The 19,035-nt window shown below is 69.0% G+C and carries 17 protein-coding genes and 1 tRNA gene; 8 read left to right on the top strand and 10 right to left on the bottom strand.

Translation table 11 applies throughout. The features are described 5' to 3' along the window. Window positions 1-126: 126 nt before the first annotated feature. Window positions 127-1,638 (bottom strand): helix-turn-helix domain-containing protein, encoded by a 1,512-nt coding sequence (locus ACFUCU_RS11630; RefSeq protein WP_377972736.1) that lies wholly within the window; start codon window positions 1,636-1,638, stop codon window positions 127-129. A 142-nt stretch (window positions 1,639-1,780) separates the two neighbouring features. On the opposite strand from ACFUCU_RS11630, the gene aceA reads away from it, so the two are divergent. Then, the gene (gene aceA / locus ACFUCU_RS11625; RefSeq protein WP_290256715.1) at window positions 1,781-3,112 is read left to right on the top strand and encodes an isocitrate lyase; all 1,332 of its coding nucleotides are present in this window, start codon (window positions 1,781-1,783) and stop codon (window positions 3,110-3,112) included. A gap of 106 nt (window positions 3,113-3,218) precedes the next feature. Further along, a complete protein-coding gene (gene aceB / locus ACFUCU_RS11620) occupies window positions 3,219-4,883 on the top strand; it encodes a malate synthase A (protein ID WP_377972735.1) in 1,665 nt (554 codons plus the stop codon). Window positions 4,884-5,071: 188 nt separating this feature from the next. On the opposite strand, the gene ACFUCU_RS11615 is transcribed toward aceB, so the two are convergent. After that, window positions 5,072-6,259, bottom strand: coding sequence for a CynX/NimT family MFS transporter (locus ACFUCU_RS11615; protein WP_377972733.1), 1,188 nt, complete (start codon window positions 6,257-6,259; stop codon window positions 5,072-5,074). A gap of 192 nt (window positions 6,260-6,451) precedes the next feature. Here ACFUCU_RS11615 and ACFUCU_RS11610 point away from each other — a divergent pair, with 192 nt between their 5' ends. Together ACFUCU_RS11610 and ACFUCU_RS11605 are read left to right on the top strand one after the other, a co-directional pair. Then, the gene (locus ACFUCU_RS11610) at window positions 6,452-6,988 is read left to right on the top strand and encodes a GNAT family N-acetyltransferase (RefSeq protein WP_377972732.1); all 537 of its coding nucleotides are present in this window, start codon (window positions 6,452-6,454) and stop codon (window positions 6,986-6,988) included. Window positions 6,989-7,045: 57 nt separating this feature from the next. Then, window positions 7,046-7,750 carry a DsbA family oxidoreductase gene (locus tag ACFUCU_RS11605; protein WP_377972730.1) on the top strand — a complete coding sequence of 235 codons (705 nt, stop codon included), beginning with the start codon at window positions 7,046-7,048 and terminating at the stop codon, window positions 7,748-7,750. Between the two features lie 23 nt (window positions 7,751-7,773). Here ACFUCU_RS11605 and ACFUCU_RS11600 read toward each other — a convergent pair whose 3' ends face one another. After that, the gene (locus ACFUCU_RS11600) at window positions 7,774-8,022 is read right to left on the bottom strand and encodes a hypothetical protein (protein ID WP_377972729.1); all 249 of its coding nucleotides are present in this window, start codon (window positions 8,020-8,022) and stop codon (window positions 7,774-7,776) included. A gap of 626 nt (window positions 8,023-8,648) precedes the next feature. On the opposite strand from ACFUCU_RS11600, the gene ACFUCU_RS11595 reads away from it, so the two are divergent. Continuing rightward, on the top strand, window positions 8,649-9,287 hold the full coding sequence (locus ACFUCU_RS11595) for a TetR/AcrR family transcriptional regulator (RefSeq protein WP_377972727.1): 639 nt from the start codon (window positions 8,649-8,651) through the stop codon (window positions 9,285-9,287). A 26-nt stretch (window positions 9,288-9,313) separates the two neighbouring features. Here ACFUCU_RS11595 and ACFUCU_RS11590 read toward each other — a convergent pair whose 3' ends face one another. Both ACFUCU_RS11590 and ACFUCU_RS11585 read right to left on the bottom strand, forming a co-directional pair. After that, the gene (locus ACFUCU_RS11590; RefSeq protein ID WP_377972725.1) at window positions 9,314-9,994 is read right to left on the bottom strand and encodes a LytR C-terminal domain-containing protein; all 681 of its coding nucleotides are present in this window, start codon (window positions 9,992-9,994) and stop codon (window positions 9,314-9,316) included. Next, the gene (locus tag ACFUCU_RS11585; protein WP_290257291.1) at window positions 9,987-10,286 is read right to left on the bottom strand and encodes a type II toxin-antitoxin system VapB family antitoxin; all 300 of its coding nucleotides are present in this window, start codon (window positions 10,284-10,286) and stop codon (window positions 9,987-9,989) included. Before ACFUCU_RS11585 ends, ACFUCU_RS11590 begins: the two co-directional genes overlap by 8 nt. Window positions 10,287-10,401: 115 nt before the next feature. On the opposite strand from ACFUCU_RS11585, the gene ACFUCU_RS11580 reads away from it, so the two are divergent. Next, window positions 10,402-11,298 carry a hypothetical protein gene (locus ACFUCU_RS11580; RefSeq protein ID WP_377972723.1) on the top strand — a complete coding sequence of 299 codons (897 nt, stop codon included), beginning with the start codon at window positions 10,402-10,404 and terminating at the stop codon, window positions 11,296-11,298. 278 nt (window positions 11,299-11,576) lie between these two features. After that, window positions 11,577-12,992, top strand: a complete 1,416-nt coding sequence (locus ACFUCU_RS11575; protein WP_377972880.1) for a stealth family protein — start codon at window positions 11,577-11,579, stop codon at window positions 12,990-12,992. A gap of 39 nt (window positions 12,993-13,031) precedes the next feature. Here the strand turns inward: ACFUCU_RS11575 and ACFUCU_RS11570 are convergent, their stop codons facing one another. The 4 genes from ACFUCU_RS11570 to ACFUCU_RS11555 all read right to left on the bottom strand — a co-directional run bounded on the left by ACFUCU_RS11570 (window position 13,032) and on the right by ACFUCU_RS11555 (window position 17,730). Then, window positions 13,032-13,973 carry a phosphodiesterase gene (locus ACFUCU_RS11570; protein WP_377972722.1) on the bottom strand — a complete coding sequence of 314 codons (942 nt, stop codon included), beginning with the start codon at window positions 13,971-13,973 and terminating at the stop codon, window positions 13,032-13,034. Window positions 13,974-14,192: 219 nt separating this feature from the next. Beyond that, complete coding sequence (fdhA, locus tag ACFUCU_RS11565; protein ID WP_290256727.1) at window positions 14,193-15,404, bottom strand: formaldehyde dehydrogenase, glutathione-independent; 1,212 nt, start codon at window positions 15,402-15,404, stop codon at window positions 14,193-14,195. Between the two features lie 223 nt (window positions 15,405-15,627). Continuing rightward, entirely contained in the window at window positions 15,628-16,113 is a 486-nt protein-coding gene (locus tag ACFUCU_RS11560; RefSeq protein ID WP_290256728.1) for a glutathione peroxidase, read from the bottom strand. 126 nt (window positions 16,114-16,239) lie between these two features. After that, window positions 16,240-17,730 carry a M23 family metallopeptidase gene (locus tag ACFUCU_RS11555; protein WP_377972720.1) on the bottom strand — a complete coding sequence of 497 codons (1,491 nt, stop codon included), beginning with the start codon at window positions 17,728-17,730 and terminating at the stop codon, window positions 16,240-16,242. 230 nt (window positions 17,731-17,960) lie between these two features. On the opposite strand from ACFUCU_RS11555, the gene ACFUCU_RS11550 reads away from it, so the two are divergent. Next, a complete protein-coding gene (locus ACFUCU_RS11550; protein WP_377972718.1) occupies window positions 17,961-18,872 on the top strand; it encodes an oxygenase MpaB family protein in 912 nt (303 codons plus the stop codon). Between the two features lie 55 nt (window positions 18,873-18,927). Here the strand turns inward: ACFUCU_RS11550 and ACFUCU_RS11545 are convergent. Beyond that, window positions 18,928-19,012: transfer RNA gene (locus ACFUCU_RS11545), tRNA-Ser, on the bottom strand. Between the last annotated feature and the right edge of the window lie 23 nt (window positions 19,013-19,035).

The following is a 19,035-nucleotide window of genomic DNA, read 5'->3' as shown; positions in this document are numbered from 1 at the left end:
GTCGCCCCGCCTCCCTGCTCCACCCAGGGACGTGAGGGAGCGTCACCCGAAAACCCGCCCGACGTGAGGGAGCGTCACCCGAAAACCCGCCCGACGTGAGGGAGCGTCGGAGGAGGGCGGGGAGGGTCAGGAACCGGAGTGGGCCTGCAGGAAAGAGTAGACCTCGGTTTCGTCCACGCCGGGGAAGGCACCGGGCGGCATGGCCGCGAGCAGGTGCGAGTGGGCCCGGGCCGAGGGCCAGGCGTTGCCGGCCCATTCCGAGGCCAGGGCGGCGGGCGGGCGCTTGCAGCAGCTCTCGTCGGGGCAAGTGGACTTGGACCGCTCGGTGGTGTCCCGGCCGCGGAACCACTTCACCTGCGCATAGGGCACCCCCACGGAGAGCGAGAATTCGCCGTTTGCGGAGCGCTCGGTCCGGGCCGTGCACCAGTACGTCCCGGCCGGGGTGTCCGTGTACTGGTTGTAGGCGCTGAACTTGTCCGGGACATCGAACACCACGCGCGAGGTCCAGTTCCGGCAGGACGGCTGGCCCTCAATGGCGCCGGTGTGGTCCTGCGGGAACGTCACGCCGTCGTTCTCGTAGGCCTTGTAGATGATGCCGCTCTTGTGCGTCTTCTGGAAGTGGGTGCGCAGGTCCAGGTGCTCGGTGGCGAGGTTGGTGAAGCGGTGCGCGGCCGTCTCGTAGGACACGGCGAAGGCGTCCCGGATGTCCTCGACGGCGATCTCCTTGGCCTGCTTGGCCCGCTGCAGGAACTCCACCGTGGCCTTCTCCGGCAGCAGCAGCGCCGCGGCGAAGTAGTTCGTGGCCACCCGCTGCATCAGGAAGTCCCCGTAGTTGGTGGGCGTCTGGTGGCCCAGGACGTAGTGGCCCAGGGCCTGCAGCAGCACCGAGCGGGGGTCGTGATCGCTGCGGGCGTTCTGCGTGAGGTAAATTCTGCGGTTCTTCAGGTCCGTCACGGACCGGGTGGAATGCGGCAGGTCGCCCACGTGATGAAGGCTGAACCCGAGGTGCGCGGCGATGTCCGCGATGACGTGGTGGGACAGCGGACCGGAGGTGTGGCCCACGGCCGCGAGGACCTTCTGCGCCTCCGCCTCGTACTCGGGGAAGTAGTTGTTCCGTTCCCGCATCATGGCCCGCAGTTCGCCGTTGGCCCGGCGGGCCTCCTCGGGGGTGGCCACCTGCTCGTTGAGCCGTCGCTCCAGCTCGTGCTGCAGGCCCACCATGGACTCGAGCACATCTATCGGCAGCCGCGAGCTGATGCGGATTTTGGGCAGGTTCAGGGATTCATAGAGCGGGCTGCGCTGGTAGCGTTCCAGCTCGATTTCGAGGGCCGCGCGCCGGTTGGGCGGCTCCGCGCCGAGCAGTTCGTCGATGCTGACGCCCAGCGCCGAGGCCAGGTGCTGCAGCAGCCCCAGCTTGGGTTCGCGCTTGCCGTTTTCGATCAGGCTCAGCTGGCTGGGGGCGGTGCCGACGGCGGCGCTCAGGTCGTCCAGGGTCAGGCCCGCCGCCTTGCGCAGGTGCCGGACCCGGCGGCCCATGCTGATCACGTCCACCTCGGGTTCGGCGGGGAGGGAGGGGGCTGCGGTCTGCCGGTTCCAGCTGCTCGGATGCATTTTTTGAGAATACGGGAAGAACTGCATTTCTTTCCAGAGGTTTCTTCTAGAAAGCCTCCTGGAACTGCAGAAAAGTAGATCCCACAGAAAGTTTCACCGCTCCGGAATATCCGGCGGGTCCCCGCGAAGAGGCGGCCCCGCCGGCCCGGGCCATCAAAGGAGATCAGTAATGACCGCAGCATTTGAGCCCAACCAGCAGCCGTCCGCCCAGGACTCCGCCACCGAGCAGGCTGCCGCCCTGGAGCTCGAGTGGGCTGCCAACCCGCGCTGGGAAGGTGTCACTCGGGACTACTCGGCCGCCGACGTCGTCCGCCTCCGCGGCCGGGTCTCCGAAGAACACACCCTGGCCCGCCGCGGCTCGGAGAAGCTGTGGAAGCAGCTCACCGAGGAGCACAAGGAGGGCAAGTACACTAACGCCCTCGGCGCCCTGACCGGCAACCAGGCCGTGCAGCAGGTCAAGGCCGGCCTCCGCGCCATCTACCTCTCCGGCTGGCAGGTCGCCGCGGACGCCAACAACTCCGGCCACACCTACCCGGACCAGTCGCTCTACCCGGCTAACTCGGTTCCCACCGTGGTCCGCCGCATCAACAATGCCCTGCTCCGCGCCGACCAGATCGAGTTCTCCGAGGGCATCCAGACCGTCGAGGACTGGATGGTGCCGATCGTCGCCGACGCCGAGGCCGGCTTCGGCGGTCCGCTGAACGCCTACGAGCTGATGAAGTCCATGATCCAGGCCGGCGCCTCGGGCGTGCACTGGGAAGACCAGCTCGCCTCGGAGAAGAAGTGCGGCCACCTCGGCGGCAAGGTCCTCATCCCCACCCAGCAGCACGTCCGCACCCTGAACGCGGCCCGCCTGGCCGCCGACGTCGCCGGCACCCCCACCGTCGTCATCGCCCGCACCGACGCCGAGGCAGCCACCCTGATCACCTCCGACGTCGACGAGCGGGACCAGGAATTCATCACGGGCGAACGCACCGCCGAGGGCTTCTACAAGGTCCGTAACGGCATCGAGCCCTGCATCGCCCGCGCCAAGGCCTACGCCCCGTACTCCGACCTGATCTGGATGGAGACCGGCACCCCGGACCTCGCCCTGGCCCGCAAGTTCGCCGAGGCCGTCAAGGCCGAGTTCCCGGACCAGATGCTCTCCTACAACTGCTCGCCGTCGTTCAACTGGCGCAAGCACCTCGACGACGACACCATCGCCAAGTTCCAGCGCGAACTCGGCGCCATGGGCTTCACCTTCCAGTTCATCACCCTGGCCGGCTTCCACGCCCTGAACTACTCGATGTTCGACCTCGCCCACGGCTACGCCCGGGAAGGCATGAGCGCCTACGTCGAGCTGCAGGAGAAGGAATTCGCCTCCGAAGCACGCGGCTACACCGCCACCAAGCACCAGCGCGAAGTCGGCACCGGATACTTCGACGACATCGCCACCGCGCTCAACCCGAACGCATCCACCCTGGCCCTGGTGGGATCCACCGAAGAAGGCCAGTTCCACTAATTCCCCCGGCTTTACCCGCCCGTTGCCCTATCACTTAGCGCCGCTATGGACCCGTCTGAGGGACCGCAAGTGATAGGGCAACGGCGGACTTTCCAAGGAGCACCCCATGAACAGCTTCACTGACAACTTCACCATCAACGGCATCACGTTGACCGCCCAGCCGATTTGCCGGCAGAGCGAGGTCCTGACGCCGGACGCGCTGGCCTTCATCACCAAGCTGCACCGGGCGACGGCGGAGCGGCGGCAGGAGCTGTTGCAGGCCCGGCGCGACCGGCGTCAGCAGATCACCCGCGGCCAGGATCCCCGGTTCCTCCCGGAGACCGCCGCCATCCGCAACGACCCCGAGTGGCGGGTCGCTCCCCCGGCACCCGGGCTGGAGGACCGCCGCGTCGAAATCACCGGCCCGGTGGACAAGAAGATGGCCATCAACGCGCTGAACTCCGGCGCGAAGGTCTGGCTAGCGGACATGGAGGACGCCTCCACGCCGTCGTGGCGCAACGTCATCCAGGGCCAGCTGAACCTCACCGACGTCCTGGAGCGCCGGATCGACTTCACCTCCCCCGAGGGCAAGGAGTACAAGCTGCGCCCCGCCGAGGAACTGCCCACCATCGTGGTCCGTCCCCGCGGCTGGCACCTGCCGGAGAAGCACATGCTGATCGACGGCGTGCCGGTGGCCGGCGGGATCGTCGACTTCGGCCTGCATTTCTACCACAACGCCCGGCGGCTGATGGCCCAGGGCAAGGGCCCCTACTTCTACCTGCCGAAGATCGAAAACCACCTCGAGGCCCGGCTCTGGAACGACATCTTCATCCTGGCTCAGGACCTGCTGGGCATCCCGCAGGGCACCATCCGCGCCACCGTGCTGATCGAGACCATCACCGCCGCCTTCGAGATGGAGGAGATCCTTTACGAACTGCGCGAGCACGCCGCCGGGCTGAACGCCGGCCGCTGGGACTACATCTTCTCGCTGATCAAGAACTTCCGGACCCGCGGCCCGCGGTTCGTCCTGCCGGACCGTGACCAGGTCACCATGACCCAGCCGTTCATGCGGGCCTACACCGAACAGCTGGTGCGCGCCTGCCACAAGCGCGGCGCCATGGCGATCGGCGGGATGGCCGCGGCCGTCCCCAACCGCAAGGACGAGGCGGCCAACGCCATCGCCCTGGAGAAGGTCCGTGCCGACAAGACCCGCGACGCCGCCGACGGCTTCGACGGCTCCTGGGTGGCGCACCCGGACCTGGTGCCGGTGTGCCGCGAGGTGTTCGACGGTGTCCTCGGCGAACGCCCGCACCAGCTGGACCGCCTCCGCGAGGACGTCACCCCCGATGACCGCGCCCTGATCGACATCGCCTCCACCACCGGCACCATCACCGAACGCGGCGTGCGGATCAACATCGAGGTGGGCATCCGCTACATCGAATCCTGGCTCCGCGGTAACGGCGCAGTGGCCATCCACAACCTGATGGAGGACGCCGCCACCGCCGAGATCTCCCGCTCGCAGCTGTGGCAGTGGATCTTCTCCCGGGCCATCACGGACCAGGGCGACGTCATCACCCGCGACTGGATCGAGGACATGCTGGACGAGGAATTCGCGAAGCTGGAACGCTTCGAAGGGGACCGGTTCGCCGACGCCCGCGACATCTTCGAGGAGGTCACCCTCAGCAACGAGTTCCCGGCCTTCCTGACCCTGCCCGCCTACGACCGGTACCTGCACGAGGCCCGCGACGGTGCCGACTCGGCCATCAAGGCGGCGGACCTGGTGGCCGCCTAACCTGCGGATCCGCACAGGATCGCCCGCACAGAATTCCGTCCGCCGGGCCGCCACGCCCTTCGCAACAGGCCCCCCGAAATCCGGGGCGGCAGCCCGGCAACGGAACCCCTTCCCGCCCGACAACGGCGTCGAACGGATACGTCAGGCCCATGACCCGATCCCGGGTCGTGGGCCTGACGTGTTGGTTCCTAGTGCGCGGCCTTCGGGATGTGCCGCAGGGAGAGGGCACAGCCGATGTTGAACATGGTCACGGAGCCGAGGATCATCAGCAGCGGTCCGGTCCAGGAGGCCGAGACGCCGTGGACGAAGCCCATCAGGGTGGGGGCCACGGCGCCGAAGGAGTAGCCGGCGCCTTGGACGATGGCGGAGAGCCGGCCCGCGGAGGCCTGGTCGCGCGCCAGCTGAATGATGGCGATGAAGATCAGGGTGATGCCGCCGCCCTGGGCCACGCCGCCGAGGGCGGACCACAGCCACCACAGCTGCGGGGCCAGCAGCAGACCCACGGGAACGGTCAGCCACAGGGCGCCCAGGGTGAGCCCCACCGTAGTCGTCGACGCGAATCGCGCCGCCAGCGGCACGCCCAGGCCACCGGCGATCGCCAGGATCTGGAACAGCGAGGAGCCGGCGCCGGCCGCGGAGGGGGCCAGGCCGATTTCGTCGGCCAGCAGGCTGGGAAGCCAGGCGGTAACGCCGTAGTAGGAGAAGGCCTGGCCGGCGAAGCCCGCCGTCAGGGCCACGGTGATCCAGGGTGAGGCCGGTGCGCCGGTCGCCTTGGCGGGGTCCGAGCCGGGGATCGCTTCGGGGCGGATCGAGCGGCGCCCGACGGCGAGCGCCCAGACCGCAGCGGCGGCGAGGGCGAACAGCGCGCAGGCCGCGATCGCCGGGCGCCAGCCGAGCCATTCGGCCAGCGGGGCGGTCACCATCGAGGTCACGAAGGAGCCGATGTTCAGGGCCGCAGTGTAGGTGCCCATGGCCGCGCCCTGCCGTGCGGGGCTGAAGTCGCGGCGGATGATCAGCGGCACCACGATGTTGCCGATCGTGATGGCGATGCCCAGGATCACGGTGCCGAGCATCACCAGCGCGCCGCCGCCGGCGGAGCGGACGACGACGCCGAGCAGCACACCCAGCAGGGTCAGGGTCACGGCGAACTCGGGCCCCAATTTCCGCCCCGTCAGCGAGGCGAGCGGGGCCGCGAGGGCGAAACACAGCACGGGGATGCCGGTCAGGAAGCCGATTTCCACCGGCGAGAAGCCCAGGTCGGTACGCATGTTCTGCACCACGGGGGCGACCGCGACGAACGGGCCGCGCATGTTCAGGGCGATCAGTCCGATCGCCAGCATGATCAGCCAGGCCTTGGGCTGTCTGGCGGCGGCCATCACGACAGCACCCGCCCGGGGCGGGCACCTTCGGTCGGAGCCGTGACGGACCGGCTGAAATATGTTTTCATCAATCCCATTGCTATCACGGCGTCCCGCGGCCGGGCCCCCGCCGCGGCCAGATGACGGCACCGGCACCGGCCGTGACCGCCCGACTGACTCCTCGCCCGGCACCGGGACTAGGGTTTTGCTATGACCCACCTGATCCGGAAAGCCACCCCCGCGGACGCCGGCGCCTTGGCCGGGCTGGCCGCCGTCACCTTCCCGCTCGCCTGCCCGCCCGAGTCGCGGCCGGAGGACATTGCGGCGCACATTGCCAACACCCTGAGCGAGCGGAATTTCCAGGACTACCTCGCAGACCCGGACGTGACGGTCTTGGTGCTCGACGTCGACGGCGCCCTGCGCGGCTACAGCCTGCTGGTGGATCGGCCGACGCAGGATCCGGACGTGGCCTCCGCCCTGGGCCTCACCCCGGCCGCCGAACTCAGCAAGTGTTACGTGCACCCGGACCACCACGGCGTCGGCGCGGCCGCCGAGCTGATGCGGGCCAGCGTCGCCGCCGCGGCCGCCACCGGTGCCCGCGGGCTCTGGCTGGGGGTCAACAGCCAGAACGCACGGGCCATCCGGTTCTACGAAAAGTCCGGTTTCCGGCAGGTAGGCACCAAGTCCTTCCGCCTGGGCGACACTGTGGAACACGACTTCGTGCTGGAGCGTCCGCTCGCGGACTGAGCCGCCCCGCCGTCGTCGTCCGGGAATGCCCCGGGGGGCATCGCGGTTGTCGAGAGCATGAAGATTGAGATTTGGTCCGACGTCGCCTGCCCCTGGTGCTACATCGGCAAGCGTCGTTTCGAAACCGCCCTGGCCGCCTTCCCGCACCGCGATTCCGTGGAGGTGCAGTGGCGCAGCTTCCAGCTGGACCCGAGCCTGCCGGAACACTATGACGGCACCGAGCTGGACTACCTGAGCACCCGGAAGGGCCTGGACCCGCAGCAGGTCGCCGGCATGTTCGACCACGTGGCAGCGCAGGCCGCCGGGGAAGGGCTGAACTACAAGTTTGGCGACGTGGTGGTGGCCAACAGCTTTGCGGCCCACCGCCTGATCCACCTCGCGGCGGCCCACGGCAAGCAGGATGTCGCCAAGGAACGGCTGCTCAGCGACCACTTCGAGCACGGCCAGGACATCGGCAACCGGTCCTACCTCACCTCGCTGGGCCTCGAGCTCGGCATCGACGCCGCCGAGGTCGACGAACTCTTCACCACGGACAAGTACTCTGACGCCGTCCGCAACGACATCGCTGAGGGCCGGGCCCTGGGCGTCAGCGGCGTGCCGTTCTTCGTGATCGACCGGAAGTACGGAATTTCGGGCGCCCAGCCGGCCGAGACGTTCAGCGCGGCCCTCGACCAGGCCTGGCAGGAGAGCCAGCCGCTGGTGATGGTTGACGCCGCCGGCGCCGACGGTGCGGCCTGCGGCCCGGACGGCTGCCCGATCTAAGCAACCGTCAGGCTAAGCGACAGTCAGGCGGGCTGTGCCAGATCCATGGCGCGGCCCGCCGGGTCCGGTGCGCACCGGATGATCTCCAGCGCCTCGACGTCCAGCAGCTTCCTCGCCCCGGTCCGGGAATCGAGGATCCAGAACAGCTCCATCAGCGGCACGGTCTGGGTCACCCGCCCGCGGTGGAAGAGCCTCCCGTTGTGCCAGGCCTCGATGTCGTCCCCCACCGACAGCTCCGCGCACGTCGTCACGGCCGTCCCGTTGTCCTCCATAAAAATGCTCCTCCCCAGCGTCCGCCCCGCCGTCGGGGCTCCCATGCTCCCCAGCTTGCCCCGGCCACGTTTCGGCGGCGTTTCCGGCAAGTGATATTTCCGCGTCACGCGCAGAGGGCCGACGGCGGGGTGGGAGGCCCAGGCCCCATTCACATGACAATGCACCCGGGCAGGCATCGCCTAGAGTGTCCGCCATGGCTGAGACTGTCTTTCCACCTTTCACCGTCACCGCCGCTGCCATCCGTCAGCTCGAGGTGATGGGAGGCCGGGCCCGAGTGGATATCCAGGACGGAGGCTGCTGCGGACAGGTCTACGTCTTCACCCAGGGTCCAGGCGACGAGACGGACGACAGGTACGGCTGCTCCGGGGCCGAACTGTTCGTGAGCGTGGCTGCATGCGCAGCCCTGACCGGAGCAACACTCGACTACAGCTCCAGCATCAAGCCACCCCGCTTCCGGGTCCTCAAGAATCCGAATACACCCCGGCGGTGCCCCTGCAACCGCTCCTTCGGACGCGACTGGCCGGGAAGAGGGCAACCCGGCTGCGCTGCCAGGACACCCATGCCGTGGGAGGGCTGACGAGCCGCCCGCCGGAACTTTACTGACAGATCGCGCTAAAGTGTCCGTATGCCCAGGATTACGGCCGCGAGCAACGCCGCCCAACGCGCCGAGACCCAGCGGCGGATCCTCACCGCCTTCGGCGAGCTCCTCTTCACGCACGGGCTCCCCGGGCTGACCATGACCGACGTCGCCCGGCACGCCCAGGTCGGCCGCACCGCCGTCTACAACTACTACGCGGACATCGAAGAGCTCCTCATCGCCTACGCCCTGGACGAGACCGAGCGTTTCCTGGTGGAGCTCCGCGGGGCACTGGCCGGCCTGGACAACCCGGTGGACCGCCTGGCGCTATACGTCCGCGCGCAGGTGGCGGACCTCAGCCGCCGGCACCTGCCGCCGGGCCCGGCGATGGCCGCCGTCCTCTCCCCCGCATCCTTCGCGAAGCTGGCGGACCACGTGGGCGAACTCAGCGTCCTGCTGCAGGACATACTCCGCGACGGCGTCACCCAGCACTACCTTCCGGACGCGGACATCGGGCAGCTCGCCCAGCTGATCCACGGAACGCTCTCCTCCAGCGCCGCCCGCGGCGACGGGGCCGGGGCGGATCCCGAGGCGGAGGCCCGGATCGCGCGGACGGTGCGGTTCGTCCAGCTCGGCGCGGGAGCGCGGTTCGACGACGCCGGCCGTCCCGTGCGCCTCACGGCCTGACGGTTTAGAGGTTCAGCAGTATCCCGCTAGGGGTTGGGGCTGGCCGGCACGACGGACGGGACCACCGGCGTCGCCGGGGCATCCGCCTCGCGACGGGTCTCCCGCGGGCAGCTGAGCTTGCCCGGGGTCTGGTCGACCAGCTCCGGCTTGGCCAGGTCCTTGAAGTCACCGGTCAGGATCACGTCCACGGTCGCGTCGGTGCGGCCGTCCTGGACGTAGTCGGAGCCGGGCAGGTTCCGCTGGACACTGAAGGCCGAGGACTGGCCCGCCGCGCCCGACACCACCAGCGCCACCCCGTGGAAGCCGGACTCGGTGTTGCCCACCGTACCGACGGCGAACTTCCTTGCCACCAGCTCATCCGCCACGGTCTTCGCCAGCCCCGGCCGGTTGGTGGAGTTATAGACGTTGAGCCGGATCTTCTCGTGCGGAACGTAGTCGTAGGTGGCCTCGGGGCAGGCCGAGACCGCGGCGCGGCTCCGCTCCGCCGTCGGAATCTTGATCTGGCCGTTCTGGATGGCCATCGCCACCACCACGGCGGCAACCAGCAGCCCCACCAGCAGCACCAGGACCACCCCGTGGATGATCCGGCGCCGCATCCGGTCCGGGTTCTCGAGTTCGTCCTCTTCGACAAACGTGGCCCGCAGGTCCGAGCCCGTCACCACATGATGCCCATGCAGAACCGTCGGGTCCTGCGGCTTCCTAGCCATTGACCACCAGGACACGGGCGTGGATGGCGGTGCGCTGGTGCAGCGCGGTGCGGACGGCCCGGTGCAGCCCGTCCTCGAGGTACAGCACCCCGCGGAACTCCACGACGTGTGGGAACAGGTCGCCAAAGAAGGTGGAATCCTCGGCCAAGAGGGCCTCGAGGTCCAGGGTGCGCTTGGTGGTCACAAGTTCGTCCAGCCGGACGGGGCGCGGCGGCAGTGCCGCCCAGTCCTTGGGCGTATGGAAACCATGGTCGGGGTAAGGGCGTCCCTCGCCCACAGCTTTGAAGATCACCATGCAAGCCTATGGAACAACCCGGGTCAGGGGAATCCACGGAGCCCCGGCGCCGGAGGTTGTGGCCAAACAGTGACCATCCGCGGCCCCCTGCACCGGCTGAGAGAATGAAGGCATGAGAGATTCCGAGGCTTCCACCCCGCCGCTGGCCCTGCTGCTCGACGTCGACGGCCCTATCGCAAGCCCCGTCACCCGCACCGTCACCCCCGGCATCATCGCCGACCTGCTGGCCCTCGCCGCCGCCGGCATCCCCGTCATCTTCAACACCGGCCGCTCGGACGCCTTCATCCGCGAGCTGGTCATGGACCCGATGCTCGCCGCAGGCATGCCCGCCGGCCTGACCGTCCACGCGATCTGCGAGAAGGGCGCCGTCTGGTTCAGCTACACGGCGGCTGGCCCCGGCACCGTCCACGTCGATGACTCCCTCGCCGTCCCGGCCGCGTTCGGCGACGACGTCCGGCGGCTCGTGGCCGAGGATTACGCGGCGCACATGTTCTTCGACGAAACCAAGCGCGCCATGGTCTCGGTGGAGCAGCACGTCGACGTCGCCAACGCCGACTACCGCGCCGAACAGGCCCTGTTCGACGCCGACGCCATGGACCTGATGCAGCGGCACGGTCTCGGCGTCGTCCGGCTGGACCGCCACGTCCCGGACAGCGACGACGCGATCGACTACCGCGTCGACCCCACCATCATCTCCACCGACATCGAGTCTGTCCGGCTCGGCAAAGACCTCGGCGCCAGCCGCGCCGTCGAACTGCTGGCCGCCCAGGGCATCACCCCGCAGGCGTGGCGGACCGTGGGCGATTCCCGGACCGACTACGCCATGGCCGACTGGCTCTTCCACAACGACCACCCGGTCAAGCACGTGGATGTCCGGCCGGCGGACGGCATCCCGGTCAAACCCTACGAGGTGCTCACCGCGGCGGACCTGGGGCTGGGCGCGGACGTCATTCACGACGACGCCGGCGCGGCCTTCCTGCGGCACTGGCGGGCCGCCCTGGCCGGCTGATACGGAGCCGGTGTGACGGCCCGTTTTGGCGGCCCGCGATATCATGCGAGTAGCAAAGCGGCCAGCACGAAGACCAGTCAGGAAAACGGAGAATCGACATCACCGACGCATTGATCCAGGACGAGATTTACTACGGCAGCCAGGCCACCGAGGACGACCACGCCCACGCCGAGGTCACGTCAGCGGCAGCCGTCGCCAGGTTCCGAACGCGCAGCGACATTGTCCGCAGGCACGGCCGCTACGCGCTGATCAATGAAAACCGCACCCCGTACCAGTCGATGGTCGAGGACCTGTTGTTCGTCCGTGAGGTGCTGGTCCGTGCCGACATTGATTACCTGCTGGTCCGGGGCAACAACCACCGCCCGGTGATCGCCGTGGACTGGAAGAACCGCCGGGAACTGCGCGCCGCCCTGGTGGAGGCCTGCCGGGACGAGCCGTTCTACTCCATGACCGTGGACGCCAAGAAGAAGTCCTCTGTCCTGGTGGCCGACGGCGAGCTCTCGCCTAACCGCCAGGCCCGGATCTTCCGGCTGTACCGGCCCTGCGTGGAACCCAACGGCGGCCTCGAATTCGGCGCCTCCGCGGGCGTGCAGCTGGAACTCTGGAGCTTCGAGGGCGACCAGCTGATCCTGCCGATCGAGAACTCCCTGACCCGCCGGACCCTGCTGGCCCAGGACGCGGTGCGCGGCACGGTCGAACGCTACGGCCACACCTGGCCCACGATCGAGAACATGTTCGCCGACCACGCCAGCGACATCAACTTCGACATCGACATCGTCTTCTCCTGGGTGGACGGCTCCTCCCCCGAATACATCGCCGCGCGCAAAGCCCGGATGGCCGGCGTCGTCGTCGGTGAGGGCGACGACCACGAGGCACGCTTCCGGCAGATCAACGAGCTGAAGTACGCGCTCCGGTCCGTGTACATGTTCGCCCCGTGGATCCGGCGGATCTTCATCGCCACGGACTCCCCCGCCCCCGAATGGCTGGCCGACCACCCCGCCGTGACGATCGTGCGCAGCGAGGAGTTCTTCGCCGACACGTCGGTGCTCCCCACGCACAACTCGCAGGCCGTGGAAAGCCAGCTCCACCACATCGAGGGCCTCTCCGAGCACTACCTGTACTCCAATGACGACATGTTCTTCGGCCGCACCGTGGGCCCGGACATGTTCTTCACCCCGGGCGGCATCACCAAGTTCATCGAGGCGGAGACCCGGATCGGTCTGGGCGACAACGACGCCGAGCGGAGCGGGTTCGAGAACGCGGCCCGGGTGAACCGGAAGCTGCTGTGGAACCGCTTCGGCCGGATCACCACGCGCCACCTGGAGCACACGGCCGCGCCGCTGCGGCGCAGTGTGACCGCCCAAATGGAGCAGGAGTTCCCGGAGGAGTTCGCCCGCACGGCGGCCAGCCGGTTCCGTGCCGCGGACAACATCTCGGTGACGAACTCGTTCTACCACTACTACGCGCTGCTCACCGGCCGGGCCGTGACCCAGACGACGGCCAAGGTGCGGTACGTGGACACCACCGCGCGGGCGGGCCTGAACTACCTGCCCAAGCTGCTCTCCAAGCGGAACATGGACTTCTTCTGCCTCAACGACGGCAGCTTCCCGGAGGTCCCCGCCGAGGAGCGGGCCGAGATCGTGACGGACTTCCTCGAGAAGTACTTCCCGATCAAGGCCCCCTGGGAGAAGTAACCGGGACGTTCCCGGACCGGCTGACCTTGGGGACGCGGGCTAGTTCAGGAACGTCATGCTCCGGTCGCCGGAGGACGACGGGTTCTCCGGCCGGCCCTGGTCCGGGATGCGGATGCCGGCCGCGGCAATCCGCCGGGTGGCTTCCTCCGCCGTGACGAACTCGCCCACCGGCGGCAGCACCTCGCCCAGCAGGACCACCGAGTGCACGATCGTGTGCTCATAGACGTGGACCAGGTTGAACGCCTGGCCGCTGTCCCGGCCCCTGCTGCCGCCCACCGGGACGTTCAGGTCCTGGGTGTAACAGGTCGCGGAGGCCACCGAGACGGGGATGCCGGCAAACGTGGCCGACGTCGAATAGTGCAGGTGCCCGGCCAGGATGGAGCGGACGTCCGTGCCCCGGAGCACCGCCGCGAGGGCCGCCTGGCCGCGCAGTTCCACCAGCACCGCCAGGTCCAGCACGGACGGGACGGGCGGGTGGTGCAAAGCCAGGATGGTGCCGTCCGGAGCCGGTGTGGCCAGCTCCGCGGCGAGCCAGTCGAGCTGTTCGGGGCTGAGGGCGCCGTGGTGGAAGCCGGGCACCGAGGTGTCCATGGTGATGATCCGCAACCCGTCCAGGAAGTAGCTGCGGTCCACCGGGGCGTCGTGGGCGGGTTCGTCGAGCAGGCCGGTACGGAAGTTGGCCCGGTCGTCGTGGTTGCCCATGGCCCAGATGATCTTCGCGCCCATGGCCTCACAGGCGGGCTCGACGATCCGGCGCAGCTTGGCGTAGGCGTCGGCCTCCCCGCGGTCGGCCAGGTCACCGGTGAAAATCACCGCCTCGGGGCGCGCGCCGGAGGCTCGGACTTCCTCGAAAAGCTGGCGCAGGTGGGCCTCGCTGTCGACGACGCCGTGCAGCGGGTCGGAACCGCCCAGCAGGTGCGCGTCACTGACGTGGAGTAGGAAATGGCGTGGCCGTGGGTGCTCGGCCTCGATGAGCTCCATTGCAACCTTCCTGGTTGGGTGGAGGCGGTCCCCCCAGCGATCCCTCTCAGTACCTTCTATCCAACCAGATTTCCGGCTGGACGTGGGCAAACTCAGGTAGGCAGCTTTGAAAACGGGCACGGCTACGCGTGCGGATTAAGTAATCCGGCGGCCTCCTACCTGCGCACCCTGGTGCAGGAAGGAGGCCGCCGGACCGTAGATCACCCGGTGGGACGGGCCCTAGCTGAGGTAGCCGTTCGGGTTCAGCACGTACTTGGTGGCGGCGCCGGCGTCGAACTCGGCGTAGCCCTTCGGTGCGTCTTCCAGGGCGATCGCCTTGGCGTTGACGTTCTTGGCGATGTGGACCCTGTCATGCAGGATCGCCATCATCAGGCCGCGGTTGTACTTCATCACCGGGCACTGGCCGGTGGTGAAGCTCAGCGACTTGGCCCAGCCGGTACCGAGGCTGAGCGAGAGCGCACCCTTCTTGGCCGCCTCGTCGATGCCGCCGGGGTCGCCGGTGACGTAGAGCCCGGGAATGCCGAGCGCGCCGCCGGCGGCCGTGATGTCCATCAGGGAGTTCAGCACCGTGGCCGGCGCTTCCTTGGCGTCGTGTCCGTGGCCCTTGGCCTCGAAGCCGACCGCGTCCACGCCGCAGTCCACCTCGGGGACACCCAGGATCTGCTCGATCTGCTCGGCCGGTCCGCCCTTGGACAGGTCGACCGTCTCGCAGCCGAAGCTCCGGGCCTGCTTGAGCCGGTCCTCGTTCATGTCGCCGACAATGACGACGGCGGCGCCGAGCAGCTGCGCGCTGGTGGCGGCCGCGAGGCCCACCGGCCCGGCACCTGCGACGTACACGGTGGATCCGACGCCGACGCCCGCGGTCACGGCGCCGTGGAAGCCGGTGGGGAAGATGTCCGAGAGCATGGTCAGGTCCATGATCTTCTCGAGGGCCTGGTCCCGGTCCGGGAACTTCAGCAGGTTCCAGTCCGCGTACGGGACGAGGACGTAGTTTGCCTGGCCGCCCACCCAGCCGCCCATGTCCACGTAGCCGTAGGCGCTTCCGGGCCGGTCGGGGTTGACGTTCAGGCAGATGCCGGTCTTGCGTTCCTTGCAGTTGCGGCAGCGTCCACAGGCGATGTTGAAGGGCACCGAACAGATGTCGCCGACCTTGATGAACTCGACGTCGGGCCCGACCTCGACGACCTCGCCAGTGATCTCGTGGCCCAGCACCAGGTCGGCGGGGGCGGTAGTGCGGCCGCGGACCATGTGCTGGTCCGATCCGCAGATGTTCGTCGCGACGGTCTTGAGGATGACGCCGTGGCGCACCTGCCGGCCGACGTTGGCCGGGTTGACGCCTGGTCCGTCTTTGAGTTCGAAAGTGGGGTAGTCAATGTCGATGAGTTCGACTTTTCCTGGCCCCTTGTAGGCAACGGCTTTGTTTCCTGTCATCACTTTCCTCCTGGTTTCACGGACCCCAATGCTGAGTGCCCAGTTGTGATTCACGAAGCGTTCTGATGCACCCTCCTGGCCAGCGTCGATAACGCTGCCGGCGGGCGCCGCAAGAAAGCCGCGAACCGGCCCGAACGTCGGAGGGTCCGGCCAGTCTAGGACGGGATGACGCGTAGGGATAGGCCCCTCGGGCCCTTGCGGGCCGAGGGTCCCGACCGGTGCCTCAGGCGAGCGCGGCCTGCACCGCCTCGATCACCTCGGGGGCATCCGGTTCCACGGTGGGGGCGAACCGGGCGACGATCTCGCCGTCGCGGTTGATCAGGAATTTCTCGAAGTTCCACTTCACCAGGCCCGGCAGCAGGCCTTTCTTGAACTTGGTGAGGCGGGCGTAAAGCGGGTGCTGGTTCTTGCCCCGCACGTCGGCCTTGGCGGTCAGCGGGAAGGTGACGCCGAAGTTCCGATCGCAGAACTCGGCGATGTCCGCGTCACTGCCCGGTTCCTGGCCAGCGAACTGGTTGCAGGGCACGCCCAGCACGGTAAACCCCTCGTCCTCGAACTTGTTGTGCAGGGCCTGCAGGCCGGCGTACTGGGGCGTGAAGCCGCACTGCGAGGCAACGTTCACCACCAGCACCACCTGCCCACGGTAGCGGCCGAAGTCCGTTTCGGTGCCGTCGTTGAGGGTGAGCGGAACGGAGAAAAGGTCGGTCATGGCGGGGTCCTCCCGGGCGTCGAGTCGGCGTGCCGGAAGCATAGCCCGGCGTGGTCACAACCGTAATTCGACGCCGACGGGCGGCGGTATGGGTCGATGGCGGCCGGAGGGCCGGGAGTCAGGCGGTCAGGGGGTGACCGTGCCGGTGGGGGCCGGAGTGCCGCTCGGCGCGGGATCTGCGGTGACGGGCGGTGCGGTGAGTTCCGGGGCAGGCGAGGTCATCGGCGGCGGCGTGACCACCGGCGGCGGCGCAGGGGCCGGCGGGGGCACCTCGACGACGGGCGGTGGCGGCGGAGGCGGCTCGACCACCGGCGGCGGCGGAGGGGGGACCTCCACGACCGGCGGCGGGGTCACCACGGGCGGCGGGGCCTCCGTCACCGGCGGCGGGGCCGGGGTGGTCGCCGGGGGCGCAGGCGGCGTGGTCACCGGCGGCGGTGTGGCCGGGGGCTCCGAGCTGACCGGCGGGGTGGTGGGCGGGGGCGGCGTGCTTGCAGGCGGCGTGCTGGTGGTCGGGGACCCCGTTGTGGTGCCGGTCGCCGGCGGAGCCGCGGTGACCGGCTCGGAGGTCACCGGCGCCGAGGTGCCGGGCGCCTGCCCGGTGGCGGACGATGGCGGCCGGCTGGGTGAGAGCGCGTCCGCCGTCGGTGAGGGCGAGGGCGAGTAGGAGGCGGTGTAGCCGGGCAGCTGCGGCAGCAGGGCGGCGGGGATCTCCTGGGCGCCGTTAGCGACCTCGTGCCGGCCGTCGTCGGAGACCGGGATGGCCCAGCCCAGCGAGGCGTTGGAGGGCAACCCGGCGTCGGGTGCGTAGCTGGTCATCTCCAGCTGACCCAGCGGGTCCGTCTGGGTGATGGGCAGGAGCGTCCAGTCCCGCGGGTCCTTGTGCACGCCGTTGAGGATGGTCTCGAAATGCAGGTGGCAGCCGGTCGAGGACCCGGTGGTGCCCACCTTGGCGATCACCTCTCCCACCCGGACCGAGTCGCCCTTCTTCACGGCGATCCCCTCCAGGTGGTTGTAGGTGGTGATCAGGCCGTTGCCGTGGTCGATCTCCACCCGGTTTCCGCCGCCCCAGGGGTGCCAGCCCACGGCGCGCACCACCCCGGCGTCTGCGGCGTACACCCGCGTCCCGCAGGCCGCCGCGAAATCCTGGCCCCAGTGGAACTCCCCCGCCACCCCGGAGAGCGGGCTGGTCCGCAGGCCGAACGGCGACGACGGGTTCAGGACCTCGAGGGGTGCCATGAGGAAGCCCTCCGCGGGCCGCTTCAACCCGGAAGACGCGACGTTGAGCTCCCCCGGCGTGCCGTCCTTGGTACCGGTGAGCACGGCGGAGCGCGAGTACGCCACCAGCGCCCGGGGATCCGTGGTGAAGCCCGCGGCTGGGTCGCCCGCGGCCGTGACCGCCCCGGCGGCCGCGGGCTGCGCCGCGCCCGTCGTGGCCGCCGTCGTTCCCGCCGCGGCGGTGAACACTGCCCCGGGCCGCAACGTGGGGCTGACCGCCACATCGCGGTCCGGCACGCCGACCGAGACCACGGCCGTTCCCGCGCCGGTGACTCCCTGGACCCCGAACGTCAGCACAGCCAGCGAGAGGCAAAACCCTCCCGAGAGGCAGCGCACCGCCACGATGCGTTTTCTTGTTTTTGGTTCGCTGGTCGTGTTTCCCCAGTGCTTTCCCACGATGTAAACCCCACATCCTCAGCCGCCGATAACGCGGGCTGACCTTTTTCATGGGACCACAATCGGCAGGGGGTGTGAACCGTCCGAACTACCCTTCTTGAAACTCGGGTAGCACCTCAGTAGTCGCGGGCCGAACACCAAGTACCGCAGGGCGGGATCCGGGCGCAGAATGGACCATGCGCACTATGCTGCAGAATTTCCAGGCCGAACTCCGGCATACCTTCACCGGGTCACGGGACGTGGCGCCGCCCTGGGTGGCCCGTCTCGAGGAGGGCGACGACGCCGGCTACCACCTGCCAGGCTCGGCGGTCTGGACGGTGCACGGCGGCATGCCAGCAATCGTGGCCGGGATCCGGGCACTGCTGATGCAGTCACTCCACCCCGGCGCCCTGACCGGCGTGCACGAGCATTCACACTTCCGCGAGGACCCGCTGGGGCGCCTGGCCCGCACCATCCGCTGGATCTTCACCGTCACCTACGGGTCGACGACGGCGGCGAAAGAGGCCACGGCCTGGGTCCAGCGCCTGCACGAACCGGTCCGCGGCGACTACCGGGACGCCGCCGGAGAGATGAAGTCCTACGCGGCCAGCGACCCGGAACTGCTGCGCTGGATCCACATCGCCTTCACCGATGCTTTCCTCACGGCGCACACCATGTTCGGGTCCGCGATTCCCGGCGGCCCGGACGCCTACGTCCGCGAATGGGCTCAGGCCGGGGAACTGATGGGGGTTGAGTCGCCCCCGGTCAGTGCCGGGCAGATGCGCCGTGAGCTCCGCGACTGGTACGACGGCGGGACGCTCACCTCCGGGCCGATGGTTGCCGAAACCGTGCATTTCATCCGCCACCCTCCCCTGCACCCGATCCTCCGGCCGGGCTACCGCGTGCTGTTCGCCGCCGCGGTGGCCAGCCTGGAACCGGAGTACCGCGAGCTGCTCGGGCTGCGGACCGCCCGGCTGGGGCCCCTGCCGCTGCCGGTGAAGCTGATCACCCGCGCCACCCTCGGCGTCGTCCATCTGGCCCTCGGCCGGACGGGTCCGAGCGAACTGGCCGCCCGCTCCCGGCTCCGCCGTCTCGGATTCCGGGCCTGACGGGTCCGGAGCCAGGACGCAAAAAGGCCCCGGTCCATAGGACCGGGGCCAACCGCGGAGAATGGGGGATTTGAACCCCCGAGGGCGTTAACCCAACACGCGTTCCAGGCGTGCGCCATAGGCCGCTAGGCGAATTCTCCAGTTGCTTCTGAATCAAAAGCAG

Source organism: Arthrobacter sp. NPDC057259, from assembly GCF_042668995.1.
In the GTDB taxonomy this organism is placed as follows: domain Bacteria; phylum Actinomycetota; class Actinomycetes; order Actinomycetales; family Micrococcaceae; genus Arthrobacter.
Note: the sequence above shows the minus strand (reverse complement) of the source record. Positions and strands in the feature narration are given on the sequence as shown.